The organism is Ureibacillus manganicus DSM 26584 (assembly GCF_000772945.1).
GTDB classification, from domain to species: Bacteria; Bacillota; Bacilli; order Bacillales_A; family Planococcaceae; genus Ureibacillus; species Ureibacillus manganicus.
Window position 1 is genome coordinate 86,352 of sequence record NZ_JPVN01000003.1, and the last position, 18,950, is coordinate 105,301.

Sequence of the window (18,950 nt, forward strand, 5' to 3'; positions counted from 1 at the left end):
CATGACAGAGACAATTACAAAAGTAAGAGAAGTAAAACTATTTATTAATGGAAAATATGTGGAATCCTCAGCAAATCAATTATTTGAAGTAAAGAACCCTGCAACACAAGAAGTAATCGCACATGTTCATGAAGCAACTGCTGACGATGTCGATCAAGCTGCTCGTGCTGCACGTGAAGCCTTTGAAAATGGTCCATGGCGTACAATGCCACTATCAGAGCGTTGCAATAAAATTCGCCGCATGGCAGAAATTATTATTGAACGTAAAGAAGAACTTGCACGCTTAGAAGCGCTGGATGTTGGAAAGCCATACACAGTAGCTCTTGAGCGCGAAATTCCACGCGCGGCTCATAACCTAAGTTTCTTTGCTGATTTTATGGAGCAGCAAGGTGGCGAAGTATATCCAATGGAAGATTACATCAACTATACCCGCTATGAACCAGTTGGGGTTGCAGGTCTAATTACTCCTTGGAACTTACCTCTTATGTTAACAACATGGAAACTGGGCCCATGTTTAGCGGCGGGAAATACTGCAATTATTAAGCCCGCAGAAGTAACACCATTAACAGTCTCATTACTTGGTGAAATTGCAAAAGAAGCGGGTATTCCAGATGGAGTAGTAAATGTTGTTCACGGATTCGGCGGTGGCTCTACAGGCGAATATATGACAACGCATCCTGAAATTGATTTGATTTCATTTACAGGTGAAACATCTACAGGAAAAGCAATTATGAAAAATGGTGCAGATACACTTAAAAAGGTTTCCTTTGAGCTAGGTGGTAAAGCAGCGAATATTATCTTTGAAGATGCTGACTTAAATAAGGCAATACCTGTATCCATACAAGCAGCTTTCATGAATTCTGGTCAAGTATGCTTAGCAGGGTCTCGAATTTTAGTGCAACGCACAATTTTAGATAAGTTTTTAGAACAATTCAAAGCTGCAGCCGCTGCACTTGTGGTAGGTGACCCTCAAAATCCAACGACAAATATGGGTCCAGTAGTAAGTAAAGAACATTATGAAAAGGTAACTAGTTATTTAGATATTGCTAGAGAAGAAAATTCTACATTAATTTACGGTGGGAAACGACCTGAATTACCGGATTATTTAAATACTGGTTACTATTTAGAACCAACAATTTATTTACAAGAAAACCCGAATGCTCGTATCTGTCAGGAAGAAATCTTTGGACCTATAGTAACAATTATTCCTTTTGATACTGAGGAAGAAGCACTTTCTATTGCAAATGCAACTGATTACGGATTGAATGGGATTGTTTGGACTGAAAATCTAACACGTGCTCATCGAATTTCACATAAAGTACGTGCAGGTACGATTTGGGTCAACTGTTGGTTTGTTCGAGATCTTCGTGCACCGTTTGGAGGCTTTAAGAAGAGTGGTGTAGGACGTGAAGGTGGCCACCATAGCCTAGAATTCTTTACTGAAGCAAAGAATATCTGTATTAATCTAAACTAAAAGATTACTAGGGATAATTGTTAACTTGATATGTTTTGAATCCCCCTATAAACAAAACGGGCTAGAGAGAACTTGTAAGAGTTTATACTTTAGCTCGTTTATTTTTGAAAGGAGAATAAGTCATGACGACAACTATTATGTCAAAGTTCATTAATATAAATGGTATTAAAACGCACTATCATGAAGAAGGTTCTGGTACCAAGAAAATTGTTTTAATACATGGATCTGGACCAGGTGTATCGGCATTTGCAAATTGGCGCTTAATCATTCCTCGTTTAAGTTTGACGAACCATGTATTCGCACCAGACATTATTGGCTTTGGTGAAACAGATAAACTGTCTGGTCATAAGTATACAGTCGATTTATGGGTAGATCATTTAATAGGTTTTATTGAAGCAATTTCAGATGAACCTGTATATTTAGTTGGTAACTCAATGGGAGGAGCATTAGCACTCCATGTTGCTTATAGAAAACCTGAAATTGTTGAAAAACTAATTTTAATGGGTAGTGTTGGTGTTAAATATCCAATTACGGAAGGTTTAGAACAAGTTTGGGGTTATGAACCGAGTATAGAATCCATGCGAAATTTAATTAAATTATTCTCATATGATGAAAAAGCTGCAAACAATGAAGAACTTGTTCGTTTACGTTATGAAGCAAGTATTAAGGAAGATATAAAAGAGGCATTTAAAGCAATGTTTCCAGAACCACGTCAAGAAAAGTTAGATGAACTAGCTCTATCAGACGAGCAAATTAGAAGAATCGAAGTTCCTACACTACTTTTCCACGGATTAAACGACAAAGTAATTCCCATTGAAAAAACAAGCTATCGTTTGATTGAGTTATTACCTCATGCAGAACTCCACGTATTCAATGAATGTGGACATTGGACTCAAATTGAAAAGACAGAACCATTTGTAAATAACATTTTAACTTTTATAAATTAAATTCTAAAGGGCCGGGACAGAACTAGCTTCAAAAAGAAAAAACAGTGGAAAGCTGAGCCGTTTCCACTGTTTTCACATTTAAGAGGAAGTAGGTGCCCAAGACTGTTTTTTATAATGTTGAAACTAAAATAAAACGAACATCGGTAAGAGTGTTATTCCACCAATAGTGATTTTTACTAGATTCAAACATCATAGAATCATTTTCTTGTAGTTCATATACTGTTCCTTCAATGGATACAGTTAGGATTCCAGTCAAAACATATATAAATTCATACCCAAGATGAGAAAATTCATTCCCTTGATTTTCTTTCGGTTTCAAAGTGACTAAAATTGGGTGGAAAGAAGCTCCTTTAATATTCTTCGACAAATCCTCATAAAAAAAGGGAAATTTACTTTGTGATGAAGCCTGCAAAGAATTTGGAAAAAAAATACTCGGATTTACATTTAGGGCATCGCTAATTTTTCTTAAAGATTCTAAAGTTACATTGCATTTATTTCGTTCTACTTGAGATAGGAAGCTAATAGAAACGTTAGTCTTATCTGAGAGAGTTTTTAATGTCATATTATGTTCTTTTCGTAGCTTTCGAAGTTGTTCACCAATTGTCATCTCATTTACACCTCAACATTTACTAAAAAAATTATACTCTAGCATACTTTAGTACAAAAGTGGAAATTGTTGTTGACCGAAAATTCCAAACAATGTAATAATTGATATAATAATTTAAGTGTCACTTCAATTTATTGCAATTGAGCTTATCCTTTATACGTTTATACCTGTATTTAAGTGTCACTTAAATTTAGTTAACAAGGGGGATTGTGTATGAGCAAAAATCAAATGAGAAGAGTTTGGATTGCTAGTTTAGTAGGAAGTTCGATTGAATGGTTTGACTATTTTCTTTACGGAACTGTAGCAGCGTTAGTATTTAACCAAGCATTCTTTGCTGCTGAGGATCCAACAGTGGGGTTAATGTTAGCTTATGCATCGTTTGCGTTAGCATTCTTTATTCGTCCATTAGGCGGGGTTATTTTCGGTTATGTTGGGGACCGAATCGGACGTAAGAAAACATTGGTTTTGACACTAACAATTATGGGAGTTGCAACTGTATTAATGGGGTTACTTCCAACTTATCAAGCGATCGGTGTAGCTGCACCAATTATTTTAATTGCATTACGGTTAGTACAAGGTCTAGGTATTGGTGGAGAATGGGGAGGTTCGGTTTTACTCGCTGTTGAATATGCACCAAAAGAAAAACGCGGATTTTATGGTGCCTTCCCTCAAATGGGTGTCACAATAGGAATGTTCCTTGGGTCAGGTGCACTAACATTTATAACTTCGGTTGTTTCCCCGCAAGCTTTTATTGATTGGGGATGGAGAATACCATTTATTGCAAGTGCATTTTTAGTTATATTTGGTCTTTGGATTCGTAAAGGAATTGATGAAACACCATCATTTAAAAGAGTACAAGAATCAGGTGAAACTGCAAGATTACCTTTTGTAGACATATTTAAAACACAATGGAAGGAAGTTTTAATTGCAGTAGGCGGTAAAGTTGTTGAAACAGCACCATTTTATATTTTTGCGACATTTATCGTTTCTTACGGAACAAAAAACTTAGGATTCACTAGTACGCAGGTCCTTGTTGTCGTAATGATTGCTACAATTGTCACGACAATCCTTATGCCATTTATGGGTGGATTATCAGATAAAATTGGACGTAAAAAAGTATATATGTTTGGAACAGTTGCTATGTTACTTTATGCCTTCCCGTACTTTTGGCTGTTGGAGCAAAGAACGTTTGCTACTCTTCTAATTGCAACGGTTCTAGGTCTGGGGATTATTTGGGCACCTATTACTGCAGTTTTAGGAACAATGTTCTCTGAAATTTTTGATGCAAAAGTGCGCTATACAGGTGTGTCATTAGGTTATCAGATCGGGGCTGCGGTAGCTGGTGGTACAGCACCATTAATCGCAACAGCATTACTTGTTCAATTTAACAATTCATACGTTCCAGTAGCGATCTATATTATGTTAACTTCAGTGATTTCTTTAATAGCAGTTTTGGCAGTAAAAGAAAGGAGCAATCAAGAACTAGACGAATTTTCAGATGTGGCGATTGAGAATCAAGTTGAACAGCGTGAAAAAACATCTGTAAATTAATTATAAGAAAATATGCAACAGGAGTGTGGCAATTGATCGTATTAAATCAAGAACAGATTATGAGTTTTTATAAAATAGAAGATGCTATCAAAGATGTTAAAGAAACATTAATCGCAAAAACTGTTGGAAAAGTTCAATCACCACACCGCACAGTTTTAGAATTTCCGGAAAATAGTGCGACTTCTCTATATATGCCAAGTAGTGATTTAGAAAATAATGTTGCCGCAGTTAAAGTAGTGACAATTTTTCCTGAAAACCCTGCAAAAGGATTGCCAACTACTCAAGGAATTATAGTTTTAACGAGTACTGAAAACGGAGAACATTTATCTGTTATGAATGCATCTTATTTAACTAGACTTCGGACAGGGGCAATGACGGCATTGGCTACTGATTCCCTTGCTAAAAAGGATTCATTTATACTAACTGTTGTTGGAACAGGTGGCATGGCCTTTGAGCAGACAATAGGCATCTTAGCGGTGCGTCCTATTGAAAAAATTATACTATTTAATAGAACTGAAGAAAGAGCGCTAAGTTTTTCTAAAAAGTTAAAAGACTATGGCGTAAATGCAGCAATTGAAATTGCAAACGATGTGAATGATGCTGTGAGCAAAGCTGATATTGTTTGTTGTGCGACAAAATCTAATACACCTGTATTTAATGGTGAATATTTAAAGGCTGGTACACATGTAGTTGGGGTCGGATCGTATTTACCACATATGCACGAAATTGACGAAACTACTATTAAACGGGCTTCAAAAATTGTTGTTGATGACCTACAAGGGGCTAAAGATGAAGCAGGTGAACTTATGGATGCGGCACAAAAAGGAATATGGTCTTTTGACGATGTTTATAGTGAATTAGAAATGTTAGTGAGTGGCAGTATTCACGGACGAGAAAATGATGAGGAGATTACGTTCTTTAAGTCGGTTGGAGCATCCTATTATGATTTAGCTGTAGCAAAGGGTGTTTATCAAAAAGCGATTAGTGATAACTATGGGTTAAATATAGAGGTTTAATAGTAGTTGTATTCTATAGGGTGTATTGGTGTGGTCTATGTACCAAATCGATTCGGATTTCGTTGTGAAAGGTAACATAGGAACGTCCTATGTGCCCGAACGTGGTGGAATTAGTACTGAAAGGTAACATAGAAGCGTTCTATGTGCCCGAACGTGGTGGAATTAGTACTTGAAGGTAACATAGAAGCGCTCTATGTGCCCGAACGTGGTGGAAATAGTGCTGAAAGGTAACATAGGAGTGCTCTATGTGCCCTTAAGTGCTGGAATTAGTTCCAAAAGGTAACATAGAAGTGCTCTATGTGCCCGAACGTGGAGGAATTAGTACTGAAAGGTAGCATAGGAGTGCTCTATGTGCCCTTAAGTGGTGGAATTAGTTCCAAAAGGTAACATAGAAGCGCTCATCATTGCTAACAAATTAGAGGATCATCTTGAAAGTCGATTCTTTCAAGATGATCCCCTTCTATTTCTTCTCGGGAACTTTCCCTGAATAAGTTGAAACATAGCTAGCTGCATTGAAAATATTTTGCTTTTGTACACCAGGTTCGAGTTGTGGTTTAGAATGTGCTTTAGTAAAGGCATTGGATTGTTTCCAATCGTCAAACGCTCGTTTGTTTTCCCATTGAGTCAACACAATATACGTTTCAGATTTAATCGGTCGTAACAAACGAAAAGCTACAAAGCCTGGCATTTTTTCAATGTCTTTCGAACGGCTTAAAAATCGCTGTTCAAATACAGGACGTCCTTCGTCAGAAACTGGGATGTTATTAAAAACGAAAAAACCTCTTTGCTCAATTTCATGTACTGAATCAATGACTTCAAATTTACGAGGGGAAGCAAAAACGGTCTTTCGTTCGGTTTCGTGTAAAAGTACTGTATTATCAGAACCATATAAAATAAACATGTTTTCTTTTTCATATTTTTTTAATATTTTCTCCATATAATCAGGCGTCCCTGAAGTTAAGTAAATGTACATAGAATAATTCCCCCTCATATCCATACTGTTAGTTTCATTTAATGCAAATGTGTGGTTTATTGTCAAAGAAAGTGATTGGAAAAGTCATAAGAGAAGAACAAATTTATGACAAATGTCAGATTAAACTATACAATATTATAGGAAAAGTTTATATTGGAAAACGGATAGCATTAGTAAAGTTTATTTATTTAGAATTAATACTAGGTCAAAAGTAACGAAAATGAAACTATCGAAAAATTTGAGGGGCAGGTTCTAATTGAATGAGAAATATTAATGATACATTACTGCGTGCTGCAAGAGGGGAAAGAACAGAGTATACGCCAGTATGGTACATGAGACAAGCAGGTCGATCACAACCGGAATATAGAGAAATCAAAGAAAAGTATTCTTTAGAAGAAATTACTCAACAACCTGAATTGTGTGCATATGTTACACGCTTACCTGTAGAAAATTATGATGTTGATGGAGCAATCCTATACAAGGACATTGTTACTCCACTCCCAGGCATAGGTGTAGATGTAAAGATTAAAGCAGGTGTAGGGCCTGTTATTTCAAATCCAATTCGTACTGTAAAAGATATTGAAAACTTAGGTGAATTTAATGCGAAAGCGCATACACCATTTGTATTAGAAACAATTAAATTGTTAACAGAAGAACAATTAAATGTTCCACTAATAGGTTTTGCGGGAGCACCATTCACATTAGCAAGCTACATGATTGAAGGGGGTCCTTCAAAAAATTATGCTAAAACAAAATCGTTAATGGTTTCTGAACCCGTTGCTTGGTTTGCATTAATGGACAAACTGGCTGATATGATTATTTCTGATATTTCTGCTCAAGTTGAAGCTGGTGCAAAAGCAGTTCAAATCTTTGATTCATGGGTAGGTGCGTTAAACGTTGATGATTATCGCATCTTTATCAAACCTGTAATGACAAGAATCTTCGCGGAACTTCAAAAAGAAAATGTACCATTAATTTTATTTGGAGTTGGTGCAAGTCATTTAGTTAAAGAATGGAATGACCTTGATGTTGATGTAGTAGGATTAGATTGGCGCTTACCAATCCGTCAAGCTAGAGAAAGAGGCGTTACAAAAGCAGTTCAAGGTAACCTTGATCCAACACTTCTTTTGGCAAATTGGTCTGTAATTGAACAACGTGCAAAAGATATTATCGACCAAGGGTTAGAAGTGCCAGGTCATATCTTTAACTTAGGTCATGGCGTATTCCCAGAAGTAGATCCTGCTGTATTAAAACGTTTAACTACATTTATTCATGACTATAGTAGAGAAAGAATTGCACAATTAGGGCAATAACAAATTAGAGGTGAAATCATGAAACCGATTCGTGGATTATTAGTAATGGCATATGGAACTCCATACAAAGAAGAAGATATTGAAAGATACTATACACATATTCGTCATGGCCGTAAACCATCTGAAGAACATTTAGAAGATCTAAAAAGTCGTTATAAAGCAATTGGAGGCATTTCACCTCTTGCAAAAATGACTCAAAAACAAGCAGAAACTCTGCGTGATCGTCTAAATGAACTACAGGACGAAGTAGAATATAAATTATTCATCGGTTTAAAACATATTGAACCATTCATTGAAGATGCGGTTGAAGCAATGGTAAACGAAGGAATTGAAGAAGCAGTGTCCATCGTTCTTGCACCACACTTTTCAACTTTCTCAATCAAAACGTACAACGGTCGTGCACAAGAAACGATTGATAAATTAGGCAGTTCATTAAAGTTAACATCCGTTGAAGCTTGGTACGATGAGCCGAAATTTATCGAGTATTGGAAAGATGCAGTCAATGCAGTATTTAATGAGATGAGCGATGAAGAACTTGAAAAAGCATGTTTAATCGTTTCAAATCACTCATTACCAGAAAAGATTAAACTAGCTGGTGATCCATACGAAGATCAGTTAATCGAAACGGCTCGTCTAATTCAAGAAGCAACAGGCGTTAAAAATGTTGAGGTAGGTTGGCAATCAGCTGGTCAAACGCCAGAGCCATGGTTAGGACCAGATGTTCAAGACCTTACTCGTGAACTTTATGAGAATAAGGGCTATCGTTCATTTGTCTATATTCCAGTAGGCTTTGTAACAGAACATTTAGAAGTTTTATATGATAATGATTATGAATGTAAAGTGGTATGTGATGAGTTAGGTGCAAATTATCACCGTCCTCCAATGCCAAATACACATCCATTGTTCATCGATGCAATGGTAGATGCAATCAATAAAAAGTTAGCTAACTAATTTTAGGAAGCGTGATGAGGGTGACTTTAGGTAGAAAAAAAGTTGCCGTTATAGGTGGTGGAATCACTGGCTTAACGGCAGCGTTTTATATGCAAAGAATGGCAGATGAGCACAATCTTCCTCTAGATATTATTTTAATAGAATCATCTTTGCGTTTAGGTGGAAAAATTCATACTTTAAGAAAAGATGGTTTTATCATTGAAAGAGGACCTGAATCATTTTTAGATCACTCAAATAGTGTACGAGAATTAGCTCGAGAGTTGGATATAGAAGATCAAATGGTATGTAACAATGAAGGTAAGACTTACGTAGCAGTTGGTAATAATTTATATCCAATTCCGACCAATTTTGTATTTGGTGGTCCGCTTGAAGTCTCCTCTTTCATCACATCTGGGATCATTTCACTTTCTGGGAAAATTCGAGCGGCAGGGGACCTGGTATTACCAAAAACTGATCAGGAAGATGAACCAATTGGGGATTTCTTCCGTCGTAGATTTGGAAAAGAAGTGGTAGAGAATCTTGTGGAACCATTGCTTGCGGGAACATTTGCAGGTGATATTGATCATTTGAGTTTAAAAGCAATGTTTCCTCAATTTTCTCAATTGGAAAAAGATTATCGCAGTCTTATTTTAGGTATGAGAAAATCTAAACAATCTATTGAAAATAAAATGATTGGCTCATATCAAACGTTCCAAAATGGCCTTGAAACTTTAATTGAAACTCTTGAAAAGAAGCTTGAAACAAAGAGAATCTTCAAAGGGGTTAAAGTTGAAAAGATTGAAAAAGAGGAAGAACAATTAAAGCTCACATTGAACAATATGTCTCCTATCAAATGTGATGCTGTCATCTTAACCACGCCATTTAATGCTACAAAAGAGATACTAAACAATAATTCTTTAATCAATGAAATGCCGCAAATGAGTTATTCAACAATTGCAACGGTGACGATGGCATTTAAAAAAGATCAAAGTAATATAGATAAAAAAGATGCAATGAGCTTTTTTGTCTCAAGAAATAGCGATTATGCAATAACAACATGTACATGGTGTAATCATAAATGGAATAATGTAGCCCCTGAAGGTTATGACTTATTCCGTGCATATATAGGTCGTGTAGGCGATGAAGCGATTGTAGAACTATCTGATACTGCGATTGAACACACAGTATTACATGATTTGAAAAAATCGATAGGTATTACAGGTTCACCAGAATTTACGGTTGTTTCCCGTTGGAAGGAATCTATGCCACAATATACGGTAGGGCATGAAATGCGCATGGAAAATCTAAGAATCGATTTACAAGAACAATTCCCAAATATTCGTTTGGTAGGTAGTTCTTATGAAGGAATTAGTGTTCCAGACTGTGTAACTCAAGGGAAAAACGCTGCGAAAGAAATGCTAGATAGTATTTTTTTATAAACAGTACAAGTAATAAAAACTATTAAAATGTAGACAAAGTTTTAAGCTTCAACTTTGTCTACATTTTTTCTTTGCTACTTTGTATTAATGTTGTCGATTTTATTTCATTTAAACTTCACAAATATAAAGTAAAATTTTAGTAAGAGGTGAAGGTATACGTGCAAAGAAAATTACTATTCTTACTAATATTATGTACAACCATATTAGTTGGTTGCCGTGATGATCAATTTCCCTCAATTGATCAACATCAATCATTTCTTGCTTCAATGAATATATTGGAGCCGTCCATGACTTTTTACGGTGAATCAGGTGAACTGATTGCCGAGTGGAAGTTTGATAAAGGCTATTCCGGTGCATTAATAGTCAATAATCATGTGTTGTTTTATGGCCATCAATTAACAGAGGCAGATATTTATGAATTATCCTCTGGCAAACTTGTTTCAACCATTAAGACTGGCGTAGGTTCAACGAATGCATATTACGATTTAACATATAAAAGGGTATTCATTACAAATAGTGTTAGAAACTCAGTCACTAGTTTCGACACCCAAGGAAACAAACTAGATGAATGCTCTTTAGGTGAGTATCCTATGTCAATGACGTCCAATAATGGGTTACTCTATGTTATTAATTATAAAGATTCCAAACTCTCAATTGTAAACATAGATACGATGGACCTTCACGATGAATGGACAATTAACGAATCATCAAATGGAATCTTAATCGTTCCCGAAAAAAATACAGTATGGATAGGTGGACATGGTAAAGGAAATAAAGCCAACCGAACTGTTGATATATTGGATTTAAAAAGTGGAGAGTTACAACATCAATTGGACGTATCGATCATGCCAGTTGGATTTTCAAGAAGTGAGGATGAAATTTATATCATCAATCATGGTTCAAATGAATTACACGCAACTAATTTAGATGGACAAGCGTTGTGGAATATAGAAATAGGCGCAAATCCATTTACTGTTGCAAACTTTAATGGAAATGTTGTTGTTGCAGGTTTTGATGATCATAAAATTTATATCCTAAATGATCAAAAACTTATTAAAACAATCGATACAGGTAGCGGGCCTTTTCAATTATTAGTAAGGGAGGTTTCCTAATGACGAATGTATTAATTGTTGACGATGAAAAAGATATGAGAAACCTAATCGAAGTCATGCTTTCAAAATTCGATATGAATACCGTTTCGGTCGAAAATGGCATTGACGCTTACTATGAGATTTCTAAAGGTGGAATCGATTTAGTTTTACTTGATGTCATGATGTCAGGCGAAGATGGTTTTACAGTATGCCAAAATATTCGCGAAATCTCACCTGTACCAATTATCTTTTTAACTGCCAGAGACGCAAATGAGGATAAAGTAAAAGGATTAACGATTGGTGGTGACGATTATATTGTAAAACCATTTACGGTAAGTGAACTCGTGGCAAGAATTAACGCTGTCCTAAGAAGAACAGTATTAACTAATGAAATTTCTTCAAAGCAAGTGACCTACCTAGAACGGGGGTTAATAAAAGTAGATGAAATCTCTCGTAAAGTATTTGTGAATGGTGAGATTGTGCCGTTAACATTAAAAGAATTTGAGTTACTCTATTTATTTATGAAAAATCCAGATCTTGTTTATACAAGAGAACAGTTACTTGAAAAAATATGGGATTCAAACTACTCAGGCGGGACAAGGACTGTCGATACACATATAAAAACATTAAGGTTAAAATTAGCAAAACAATCTAAGGAAGCTTGCGACTATATCCAAACGGTTTGGGGAGTTGGTTATCGCTTTGAGAAATGCAAATGAAGAAGTTATCTAGCAAAATTTGGTCACTCATCATTTTATTTTTAGTAATTACAGTTGTTTTCATGTCTCTTTTCACTAATTTTTTATATGACCAGTTATATGTTAAAGACTCAGAAGAATCCATGATTGAAGTAGGTGAACGGCTACAGTCCAATTACCAAGGTGGAAAAGTAACAGATGAGTTTGTAGAAAAAGTGGAAGATTTCAATATGTATTCAACCTTTAATGTATTTGCGGTTCGAAATCCAAAAGAACTCAGTGCATGTGTACCATTTGAAATCGATTACGATACGTTAATCGGACCAGAAGAAAGACGTCAATTATTAAAAGGTGAGCCTATTACGAAAATAGGATATGAAGAACGATTTGAACGTGAAGTAATATCGGTGATTGTACCACTGACAGACCAAAATCGATTAGAAGGTATTATTTACCTCTACTATCCCCTAGCAAGAATTACAGAATTAGCAAACAACGAAGTGATTATTTTAATAAGTAGTGTAGTAGTGTTTTCAATGTTGTTAGCATTTTTCGTACATAAGGGTTTAGGCCACATCATGCGGCCATTAAATGAATTACAACATGCTGTCGAAAAAATGTCAGATGGTGATTATAAAACACGGGTAAATGTTTCTTCCAAAGATGAAATCGGTAAATTATCTGAAGCATTCAATGAAATGGCAGCTGCCATACAATCTGAAGATGAAGACAAAAAGACCTTTTTAGCTACGGTTTCACATGAATTAAGAACGCCTATTAGCTATGTGAAAGGATATAGTGAAGCGATACAAAATAACTTCATCGAGGGAAAAGAAAAAGATGACGCGATTCAGTTAATCCATAGAGAAGCGAATCGAATGGAAAGATTAACAAATGAACTACTACAATTGGCACATTCTAATAGAGACCAAGAGAAAATAGACGTATACCCAATGGTAATATCAGAGACAATTCGTGAGTCTGTTGATTTATTGAAGAATCAATCTAAACATAAGGAAGTTGAGATAAATTTAGAACTGGATGATTCGTTAATCGTCCAAGCTAATGAAGAAAAGTTAAAACAAATTTTCATCAACGTAATCGAAAATTCCATACGATATTCCAATAAAAAATCCTTGATTTACATACTACTAAAAGCAAGTGGTGGTAATGCTGTAATAGAAATTAATGATCAAGGAATTGGTATACCGAAAGATGATCTACCTTATATAACAGAACCTTTCTATCGAGTAAATAAAGCAAGAAGCCGAGCCGACGGAGGAAGTGGTCTTGGTTTATCAATCGTAAAAGACCTTGTTAAACAGCATAATGGAAAATTATTAATAGATAGCGAACTAGGAAAAGGAACATATGTAACAATTACTATACCTTTAATGGAGGAATTATAAATGAAAAAATTTTTAATCAGTTTTGCAGCACTACCTTTACTATTAGTTGGATGTTCTTCAAGTGAGCCAGAACCGATTTCAGATGTGATTGATGTAGCTGCATTAGAAGTAAAAGTAGATATACTAACGCCCCAGGAAGTTGCTGTAAATGAGCCGGTAGAACTGGCTGCACATGTTCATCAAAATGATCAAAATTTAGATGACGCATCGGTGAAATTTGAGGTTTGGGAATCAGGTTATCGTAATGGAGGAGAAATGATTGAAGGAAAATTAGATGCTGATGGAGTTTATAAAGCAGAAACGACTTTTGATCACGATGGTGTTTATTTTATGTACGCGCATACAACTGCCTCTAATGGATTGCACGTAATGCCGAAACAACAGATTGTTGCAGGACACCCAGATATGAGTAATGTGAAACCAGATGATAGTAGTGACTCTATGGATATGGGAGACCACGGAGACCACGATTCAACTGATACAGATTCAGAAGATGAGCATAGTGGGCATTAATTTCGGCTGAAGGAATAGTTTATCAATATAAAATTAATCGTTGCAATAATAAAAATAAAACCTCAAAGCTTGAGCGGGCTTTGAGGTTTTTTAACTTCTGATTAAATGAAGTATTAATTGTAAGTAAGAGATTTAATTATAGATTCATAGTCCATTAATTAGTGTAAGGGTTAAAGATTGTAATCTATATCTTAAAGGGAGTCACATTTTTCACAAGTGTTATTGTAGCATTCACACTGTTCGTCAATTTTGTCTCCGCATGAAACACATACTTTGTCAGGTAAGTTTTTGAAAAACTCAACAACGTTTTCTAACATCTGAAATGTACCCCCTTCCGCCTATCTGTTATAATATAACTTCTTGTTGTACTTATTGTATTATAACAGATAAAAAACGTCAATAATTTTTTTGAGAAAATTTAAAAAATTCTTTTCACGTCATTCGCCGTCACTAAAGCGATTACGTTTGGAAACAATCTAAAGAAGGTTTACAATAAAAAAGGGTACATATTCGAATTAAATTTAAGATAAAGGGGTTCAACAACGTATGGAAAACCACCGTATTTTCATTGTTGAAGATGATATAAAAATTGCAACACTGCTTGCTGATAAATTAATGAAATACCAATATCAAGTGAAAATAGTTGAAAACTTTGAGGAAATTATTGAAGAATGTTTGGCGTTTGAACCACACATTGTCTTGCTGGATATTAATTTACCTTCTTATGATGGATATTATTGGTGCCGACAATTGCGCCAGCATACAACTTGTCCAATCATCTTCATTTCTGCAAGATCAGGGGAAATGGATCAAATCTTCGCCCTTGAAAATGGCGGAGATGATTTTATTACAAAACCGTTTAACTATGAAATTGTACTAGCAAAAATAAAAAGCCACCTAAGAAGAACTTATGGTGAATATTCAGCCCGCTTAGAAGAAAGAACGATTAAACTTGGGCAACTAACGCTATATTTAGAGCGAATGGAACTTAACAAAAAAGAAGTAGATGTTCCTCTACAGAAAAAAGAGTGTATCATTTTAGAATTATTAATGAGCCAATCTCCAAAGGTCGTTACTCGAGAACATCTATTAGAGGAACTGTGGGACGATCAAGCTTTTGTAGATGAAAACACATTAAATGTGAATATGACACGAGTACGAAAGAAACTAACTGAATACGGTGTTACATCTGTTATAGAAACAGTGCGCGGTGCAGGGTATCGTTTTGTACTTAGTGCGGAGGAAATGTAATGGGGTTACAGTTATTTATAAGAGAACATATTGCATTTTTTGTCTTTCAACTATGCGTTATTATTTTTGTTCTATCACTTTATTGGTTAGATGGCTTTAGAAATATGAATACAGCATTTTATTCTATTGTAATTAGTCTTATCTTGCTGTTTTCATTTCTTTTAGTTCGTTATTTTGCTAGAAGAAACTATTTGAACAAAATTACTCAACTGCCAAATACGATGGAAGATGCGTTACAAAAAAATGCGAAAACACCTGAGTATTTTCAAACAGAACAGTATTTACATGAACTGTATCATGTCTATCAAAAAGAAGTACAAGCATTATATGAAAAACAAAGTCGTGGGGAAAAGTTTTTAAACCAGTGGATACATCAGATGAAAACACCAATTTCAGTTCTTGAATTACTTCTCCAAAATGAAGGAAAGCTCGATAAAAAAAATGTTCAAGAAGAAGTAGATCGTTTAAAAAGAGGATTAGAGATGGTTCTTGTTAACGCAAGAATTGAACGATTTGAAGAAGACATGCAAGTGGAGCGGGTGAATTTAAAGGCAATTGTTACGGAAACAATCAATGAACATAAACGTTTATTTATTACAAATCATGTATTTCCAGTAATTCAAATAGAAGAAGATTTAACAGTTGCTAGTGATTCTAAATGGTTGAAGTTTGCACTCGGTCAATTCATAACAAACGCTGTGAAATATACATTTGAAGATAATAAGAAGATTAAGATATCATCAGAACTCAATAATGGAACAGTTATGTTACATATTCAAGATGAAGGGATTGGCATTCCCAAATCCGACTTAACCCGTATTACAAAAGCGTTTTTTACAGGTGAAAATGGACGTAAAACAGGAGAGTCAACTGGAATGGGTCTTTACTTAGCAAATGAAATATGCCAAAAACTTGGTCACCTTTTAACGATTGAATCTGAAGTGAATGTGGGAACAAACGTAACAATTACTTTTTAAATTCATTTTACTAGATGCGCATAGCATCAAGTAGTGAAACGTCATCTTTAGAAAATGAGGGAAATTGATATGCCAATTTTACGAATCCAAGATGTTACAAAAGTATATGAGGGAAAAGTAACACATCGAGCAATAAATCAACTTAGCTTTGAAGTAATGCAGGGAGAATTCCTAGCTGTTATGGGGCCATCTGGGAGTGGAAAAACGACATTATTAAATTTAATTTCTACGATAGATAAGCCGACATCTGGAGAAATCATTGTCAATGATATAATGCCTTCTAAACTGAATAAAAAAGAACTTGCTTTATTTAGAAGAAGAGAATTAGGTTTTGTGTTTCAAGATTTTAATTTGTTACCTATGTTAACTGTTGAAGAAAACATTGTCCTTCCATTAACGTTAGATGATAAACCTGTGTCACTTATGGAAGAACGTGTTGCTAAATTAGCAGAAAAAATTGATTTGACCTCTTTTCTTCATAAGAAACCAAATGAAATATCAGGCGGACAAGCACAACGTACTGCAATTGCAAGAGCCTTAATCCACGAGCCAACCGTAATTTTAGCTGATGAGCCAACTGGAAACCTTGATTCGAACAATTCTCGTGAAGTACTTGAGTTATTAAGCTCTATCAATAAGGAAAGAAAATCCACAATTGTTATGGTAACCCATGATCCAATTGCAGCAAGTTACTGCGATCGAGTTTTGTTTATTAAGGATGGAGAATTTTTTAATGAAATATATCGAGATGATCGTAGACAAACATTCTTCCAACGAATTTTAAATGTTTTAAGCTTATTAGGAGGGGGAAATGTAGGTGACCTTTCATCAATTCGCTTACCATAATGTCGTACGGAATGCGCGAATCTATGCCGCATTTTTCTTAGCCAGCTTATTTTCTGTTTTTGTTTTTTTCATCTATTCTATGTTAATGTTTCATCCAGATATTGAGGATGGCTTTTTAGGAAATGTATCGATTATTGGCATGATCATAGCTGAAATTATTTTAGTTTTATTTTCATGGTTTTTTATTTTTTATTCGATGAAGGCATTTCTAGAAGCACGTTCGAAAGAGTTTGCGATTTTGCTTCAGTTAGGGATGGAAAGGAAACAGTTAAGTAAATTAATTTTCCTAGAAACTTTACTAATTGGAACTGTTTCGATAGTCATGGGGATATTATTTGGATATGCTTTCTCTAAATTTTTCTTTATGATCGTAAGAGAAATTCTTATGTTAGAAGAATTACCTCTTTACATTTCGTGGGAACCTTTTGTATTAACATTTACTGTTTACCTAAGTGCATTTATATTAATTTCGATTTTTAGCGTTTACTTTACGCCAGAAAAGAATTTAATAGACCTTTTTAAAGGGTATTCAGAATTTAATGGGCATCACAAGTATTCAATGACTAGAGCTATTATTGGAATTGTTTTTATTATTTCCGGCTATATATTAGCCCTACTTACCTCGCGAATGACTCTCTATAGCTTTGGTGTAATTATTATCATACTAATAACCATTGGTACATTTCTGTTTTTCTCCGATACAACCCAATTTATATTGGAAAAAATCAGAAATAAGAAACAACTCTATTGGCAAAAGTATCGCATGTTATCTGTAGCAGAGCAGTCAATGATTATGAAAAGTAATTCCAAAATGTTTTTTGTTGTGACGATGGTGACTGCACTTGCCTTTCTTTGTGTAGGGTTACTAGCAGCGCTCTCATCTTACACATCGCAATATGATAAGATGAACCCGCTTGGTCTTGTATATAAGGGGCATGTAGATAATCCGTATGAATACAGTCATATTACTACACTGATGAGGGAATTAGAAAAAAAGGGACTGTCATATCATATGGCAAGTCTTGAAGTGAAGAAGCAAACTTCCTCTTTTACTCAATATGAAGTGGAAGTGTTTAGTGAGTCTGATATAAATAGTTTGCTGTTTTCTTATGGCTATCCCTTTGTAAGACTCGATTCAGGGGAAGCGATGTTTATACCATATTCAAAAGAGTCTATAAACCAACTCTCAAACTTAACCGTTGAAACCGTGTTAATAGAAAATGACGTAAAAATTACAATCGATGCAGTCTATCCGGAGTTGATTTTCCCTAGTTCAATTATCAGTTTAAACTCCATTATTATTAGTGATGAGGATTTTAGTCGGTTAACGGCTCCTTATTTAGCAGCACCTCATGTACAACCAGGTTATCATTTGTTTGCTTTTGATATACCTCAATGGATTGAGACTAAGGATATTGGACTTTCAATTTATAATCGAGTTTCTTTAGAGTATTTAAAAGATCATTATACTTTGCCATACTATTTCGAAAATGCTGGGCTAAACTACTCGTTTATCTTGTCTACTTATGCACTTTTTACACTCGTCGGACTATTAGTAGCGGCTGTCTTTTTATTAGCTGCGGGTAGTTTCATTTATTTTAAACTGTATACGAGTCTTGAATTAGAAAAGAAGAAATTTGATGTTCTAAAAAGAATGGGGTTAACAGATTTAGAATTAAAAAGACTAGTCAATGCGTATTTAGTTCCTCAATTTTTTATACCTTTAGGAGTTGCACTACTCCATAGTTTCTTTGCATTTTTAGCTTTGCAAAACTTATTAAGACACATTGCAAATATCTCAATCGTAAAGGAATTGGTATTTGCATTTGTATTTTTAGTTATTATTGAAGTGATATACTTCTATCTAATCAGATGGCGTTATATTACACATGTAAATGATTAGTTATTTGAAGGG

The 18,950-nt window shown here is 35.0% G+C and carries 18 protein-coding genes; 15 read left to right on the forward strand and 3 right to left on the reverse strand.

What is annotated here, in order from left to right; all coding sequences use genetic code 11:
- The first annotated feature begins 1 nt into the window (after window position 1).
- Window positions 2-1,474 carry an aldehyde dehydrogenase gene (locus CD29_RS03140; RefSeq protein WP_036182753.1) on the forward strand — a complete coding sequence of 491 codons (1,473 nt, stop codon included), beginning with the start codon at window positions 2-4 and terminating at the stop codon, window positions 1,472-1,474.
- A 122-nt stretch (window positions 1,475-1,596) separates the two neighbouring features.
- Complete coding sequence (locus tag CD29_RS03145; protein ID WP_036182755.1) at window positions 1,597-2,421, forward strand: alpha/beta fold hydrolase; 825 nt, start codon at window positions 1,597-1,599, stop codon at window positions 2,419-2,421.
- 109 nt (window positions 2,422-2,530) lie between these two features.
- Here CD29_RS03145 and CD29_RS03150 read toward each other — a convergent pair whose 3' ends face one another.
- Window positions 2,531-3,028 (reverse strand): helix-turn-helix domain-containing protein, encoded by a 498-nt coding sequence (locus tag CD29_RS03150; RefSeq protein ID WP_036182757.1) that lies wholly within the window; start codon window positions 3,026-3,028, stop codon window positions 2,531-2,533.
- A 213-nt stretch (window positions 3,029-3,241) separates the two neighbouring features.
- Here CD29_RS03150 and CD29_RS03155 point away from each other — a divergent pair, with 213 nt between their 5' ends.
- Both CD29_RS03155 and CD29_RS03160 read left to right on the forward strand, forming a co-directional pair.
- Complete coding sequence (locus tag CD29_RS03155; RefSeq protein WP_036182759.1) at window positions 3,242-4,579, forward strand: MFS transporter; 1,338 nt, start codon at window positions 3,242-3,244, stop codon at window positions 4,577-4,579.
- A 32-nt stretch (window positions 4,580-4,611) separates the two neighbouring features.
- Entirely contained in the window at window positions 4,612-5,595 is a 984-nt protein-coding gene (locus tag CD29_RS03160; RefSeq protein ID WP_036182761.1) for an ornithine cyclodeaminase family protein, read from the forward strand.
- A 460-nt stretch (window positions 5,596-6,055) separates the two neighbouring features.
- Here the strand turns inward: CD29_RS03160 and CD29_RS03165 are convergent, their stop codons facing one another.
- The gene (locus tag CD29_RS03165; RefSeq protein WP_036182763.1) at window positions 6,056-6,568 is read right to left on the reverse strand and encodes an antibiotic biosynthesis monooxygenase family protein; all 513 of its coding nucleotides are present in this window, start codon (window positions 6,566-6,568) and stop codon (window positions 6,056-6,058) included.
- A gap of 260 nt (window positions 6,569-6,828) precedes the next feature.
- Here CD29_RS03165 and hemE point away from each other — a divergent pair, with 260 nt between their 5' ends.
- The 7 genes from hemE (at window position 6,829) to CD29_RS03200 (ending at window position 13,961) form a co-directional block, all read left to right on the forward strand.
- Window positions 6,829-7,881 carry a uroporphyrinogen decarboxylase gene (gene hemE, locus CD29_RS03170; RefSeq protein ID WP_036182765.1) on the forward strand — a complete coding sequence of 351 codons (1,053 nt, stop codon included), beginning with the start codon at window positions 6,829-6,831 and terminating at the stop codon, window positions 7,879-7,881.
- A gap of 18 nt (window positions 7,882-7,899) precedes the next feature.
- A complete protein-coding gene (hemH, locus tag CD29_RS03175) occupies window positions 7,900-8,832 on the forward strand; it encodes a ferrochelatase (protein WP_036182767.1) in 933 nt (310 codons plus the stop codon).
- Window positions 8,833-8,846: 14 nt separating this feature from the next.
- Complete coding sequence (hemY, locus tag CD29_RS03180; protein ID WP_197061732.1) at window positions 8,847-10,250, forward strand: protoporphyrinogen oxidase; 1,404 nt, start codon at window positions 8,847-8,849, stop codon at window positions 10,248-10,250.
- Between the two features lie 158 nt (window positions 10,251-10,408).
- Complete coding sequence (locus CD29_RS03185) at window positions 10,409-11,362, forward strand: YncE family protein (RefSeq protein ID WP_036182771.1); 954 nt, start codon at window positions 10,409-10,411, stop codon at window positions 11,360-11,362.
- Window positions 11,362-12,060 carry a response regulator transcription factor gene (locus tag CD29_RS03190; protein WP_036182773.1) on the forward strand — a complete coding sequence of 233 codons (699 nt, stop codon included), beginning with the start codon at window positions 11,362-11,364 and terminating at the stop codon, window positions 12,058-12,060. The genes CD29_RS03185 and CD29_RS03190 overlap by 1 nt, the downstream gene beginning before the upstream one ends.
- Entirely contained in the window at window positions 12,057-13,448 is a 1,392-nt protein-coding gene (locus CD29_RS03195) for a sensor histidine kinase (protein ID WP_036182983.1), read from the forward strand. The genes CD29_RS03190 and CD29_RS03195 overlap by 4 nt, the downstream gene beginning before the upstream one ends.
- Window positions 13,449-13,961, forward strand: coding sequence for a FixH family protein (locus CD29_RS03200; protein WP_036182775.1), 513 nt, complete (start codon window positions 13,449-13,451; stop codon window positions 13,959-13,961). It abuts the gene before it with no gap.
- A 191-nt stretch (window positions 13,962-14,152) separates the two neighbouring features.
- On the opposite strand, the gene yhfH is transcribed toward CD29_RS03200, so the two are convergent.
- Entirely contained in the window at window positions 14,153-14,278 is a 126-nt protein-coding gene (gene yhfH / locus CD29_RS19885; RefSeq protein WP_081976126.1) for a protein YhfH, read from the reverse strand.
- A 229-nt stretch (window positions 14,279-14,507) separates the two neighbouring features.
- Here yhfH and CD29_RS03205 point away from each other — a divergent pair, with 229 nt between their 5' ends.
- From CD29_RS03205 to CD29_RS03220, 4 genes are all read left to right on the forward strand, one after another.
- Window positions 14,508-15,212 (forward strand): response regulator transcription factor, encoded by a 705-nt coding sequence (locus CD29_RS03205; protein WP_036182777.1) that lies wholly within the window; start codon window positions 14,508-14,510, stop codon window positions 15,210-15,212.
- Window positions 15,212-16,189 carry a sensor histidine kinase gene (locus CD29_RS03210; protein WP_036182779.1) on the forward strand — a complete coding sequence of 326 codons (978 nt, stop codon included), beginning with the start codon at window positions 15,212-15,214 and terminating at the stop codon, window positions 16,187-16,189. Before CD29_RS03205 ends, CD29_RS03210 begins: the two co-directional genes overlap by 1 nt.
- A 69-nt stretch (window positions 16,190-16,258) precedes the next feature.
- Entirely contained in the window at window positions 16,259-17,035 is a 777-nt protein-coding gene (locus CD29_RS03215; RefSeq protein ID WP_036182786.1) for an ABC transporter ATP-binding protein, read from the forward strand.
- The gene (locus CD29_RS03220) at window positions 17,007-18,938 is read left to right on the forward strand and encodes an FtsX-like permease family protein (RefSeq protein WP_036182788.1); all 1,932 of its coding nucleotides are present in this window, start codon (window positions 17,007-17,009) and stop codon (window positions 18,936-18,938) included. Before CD29_RS03215 ends, CD29_RS03220 begins: the two co-directional genes overlap by 29 nt.
- The last annotated feature ends 12 nt before the right edge of the window (window positions 18,939-18,950 follow it).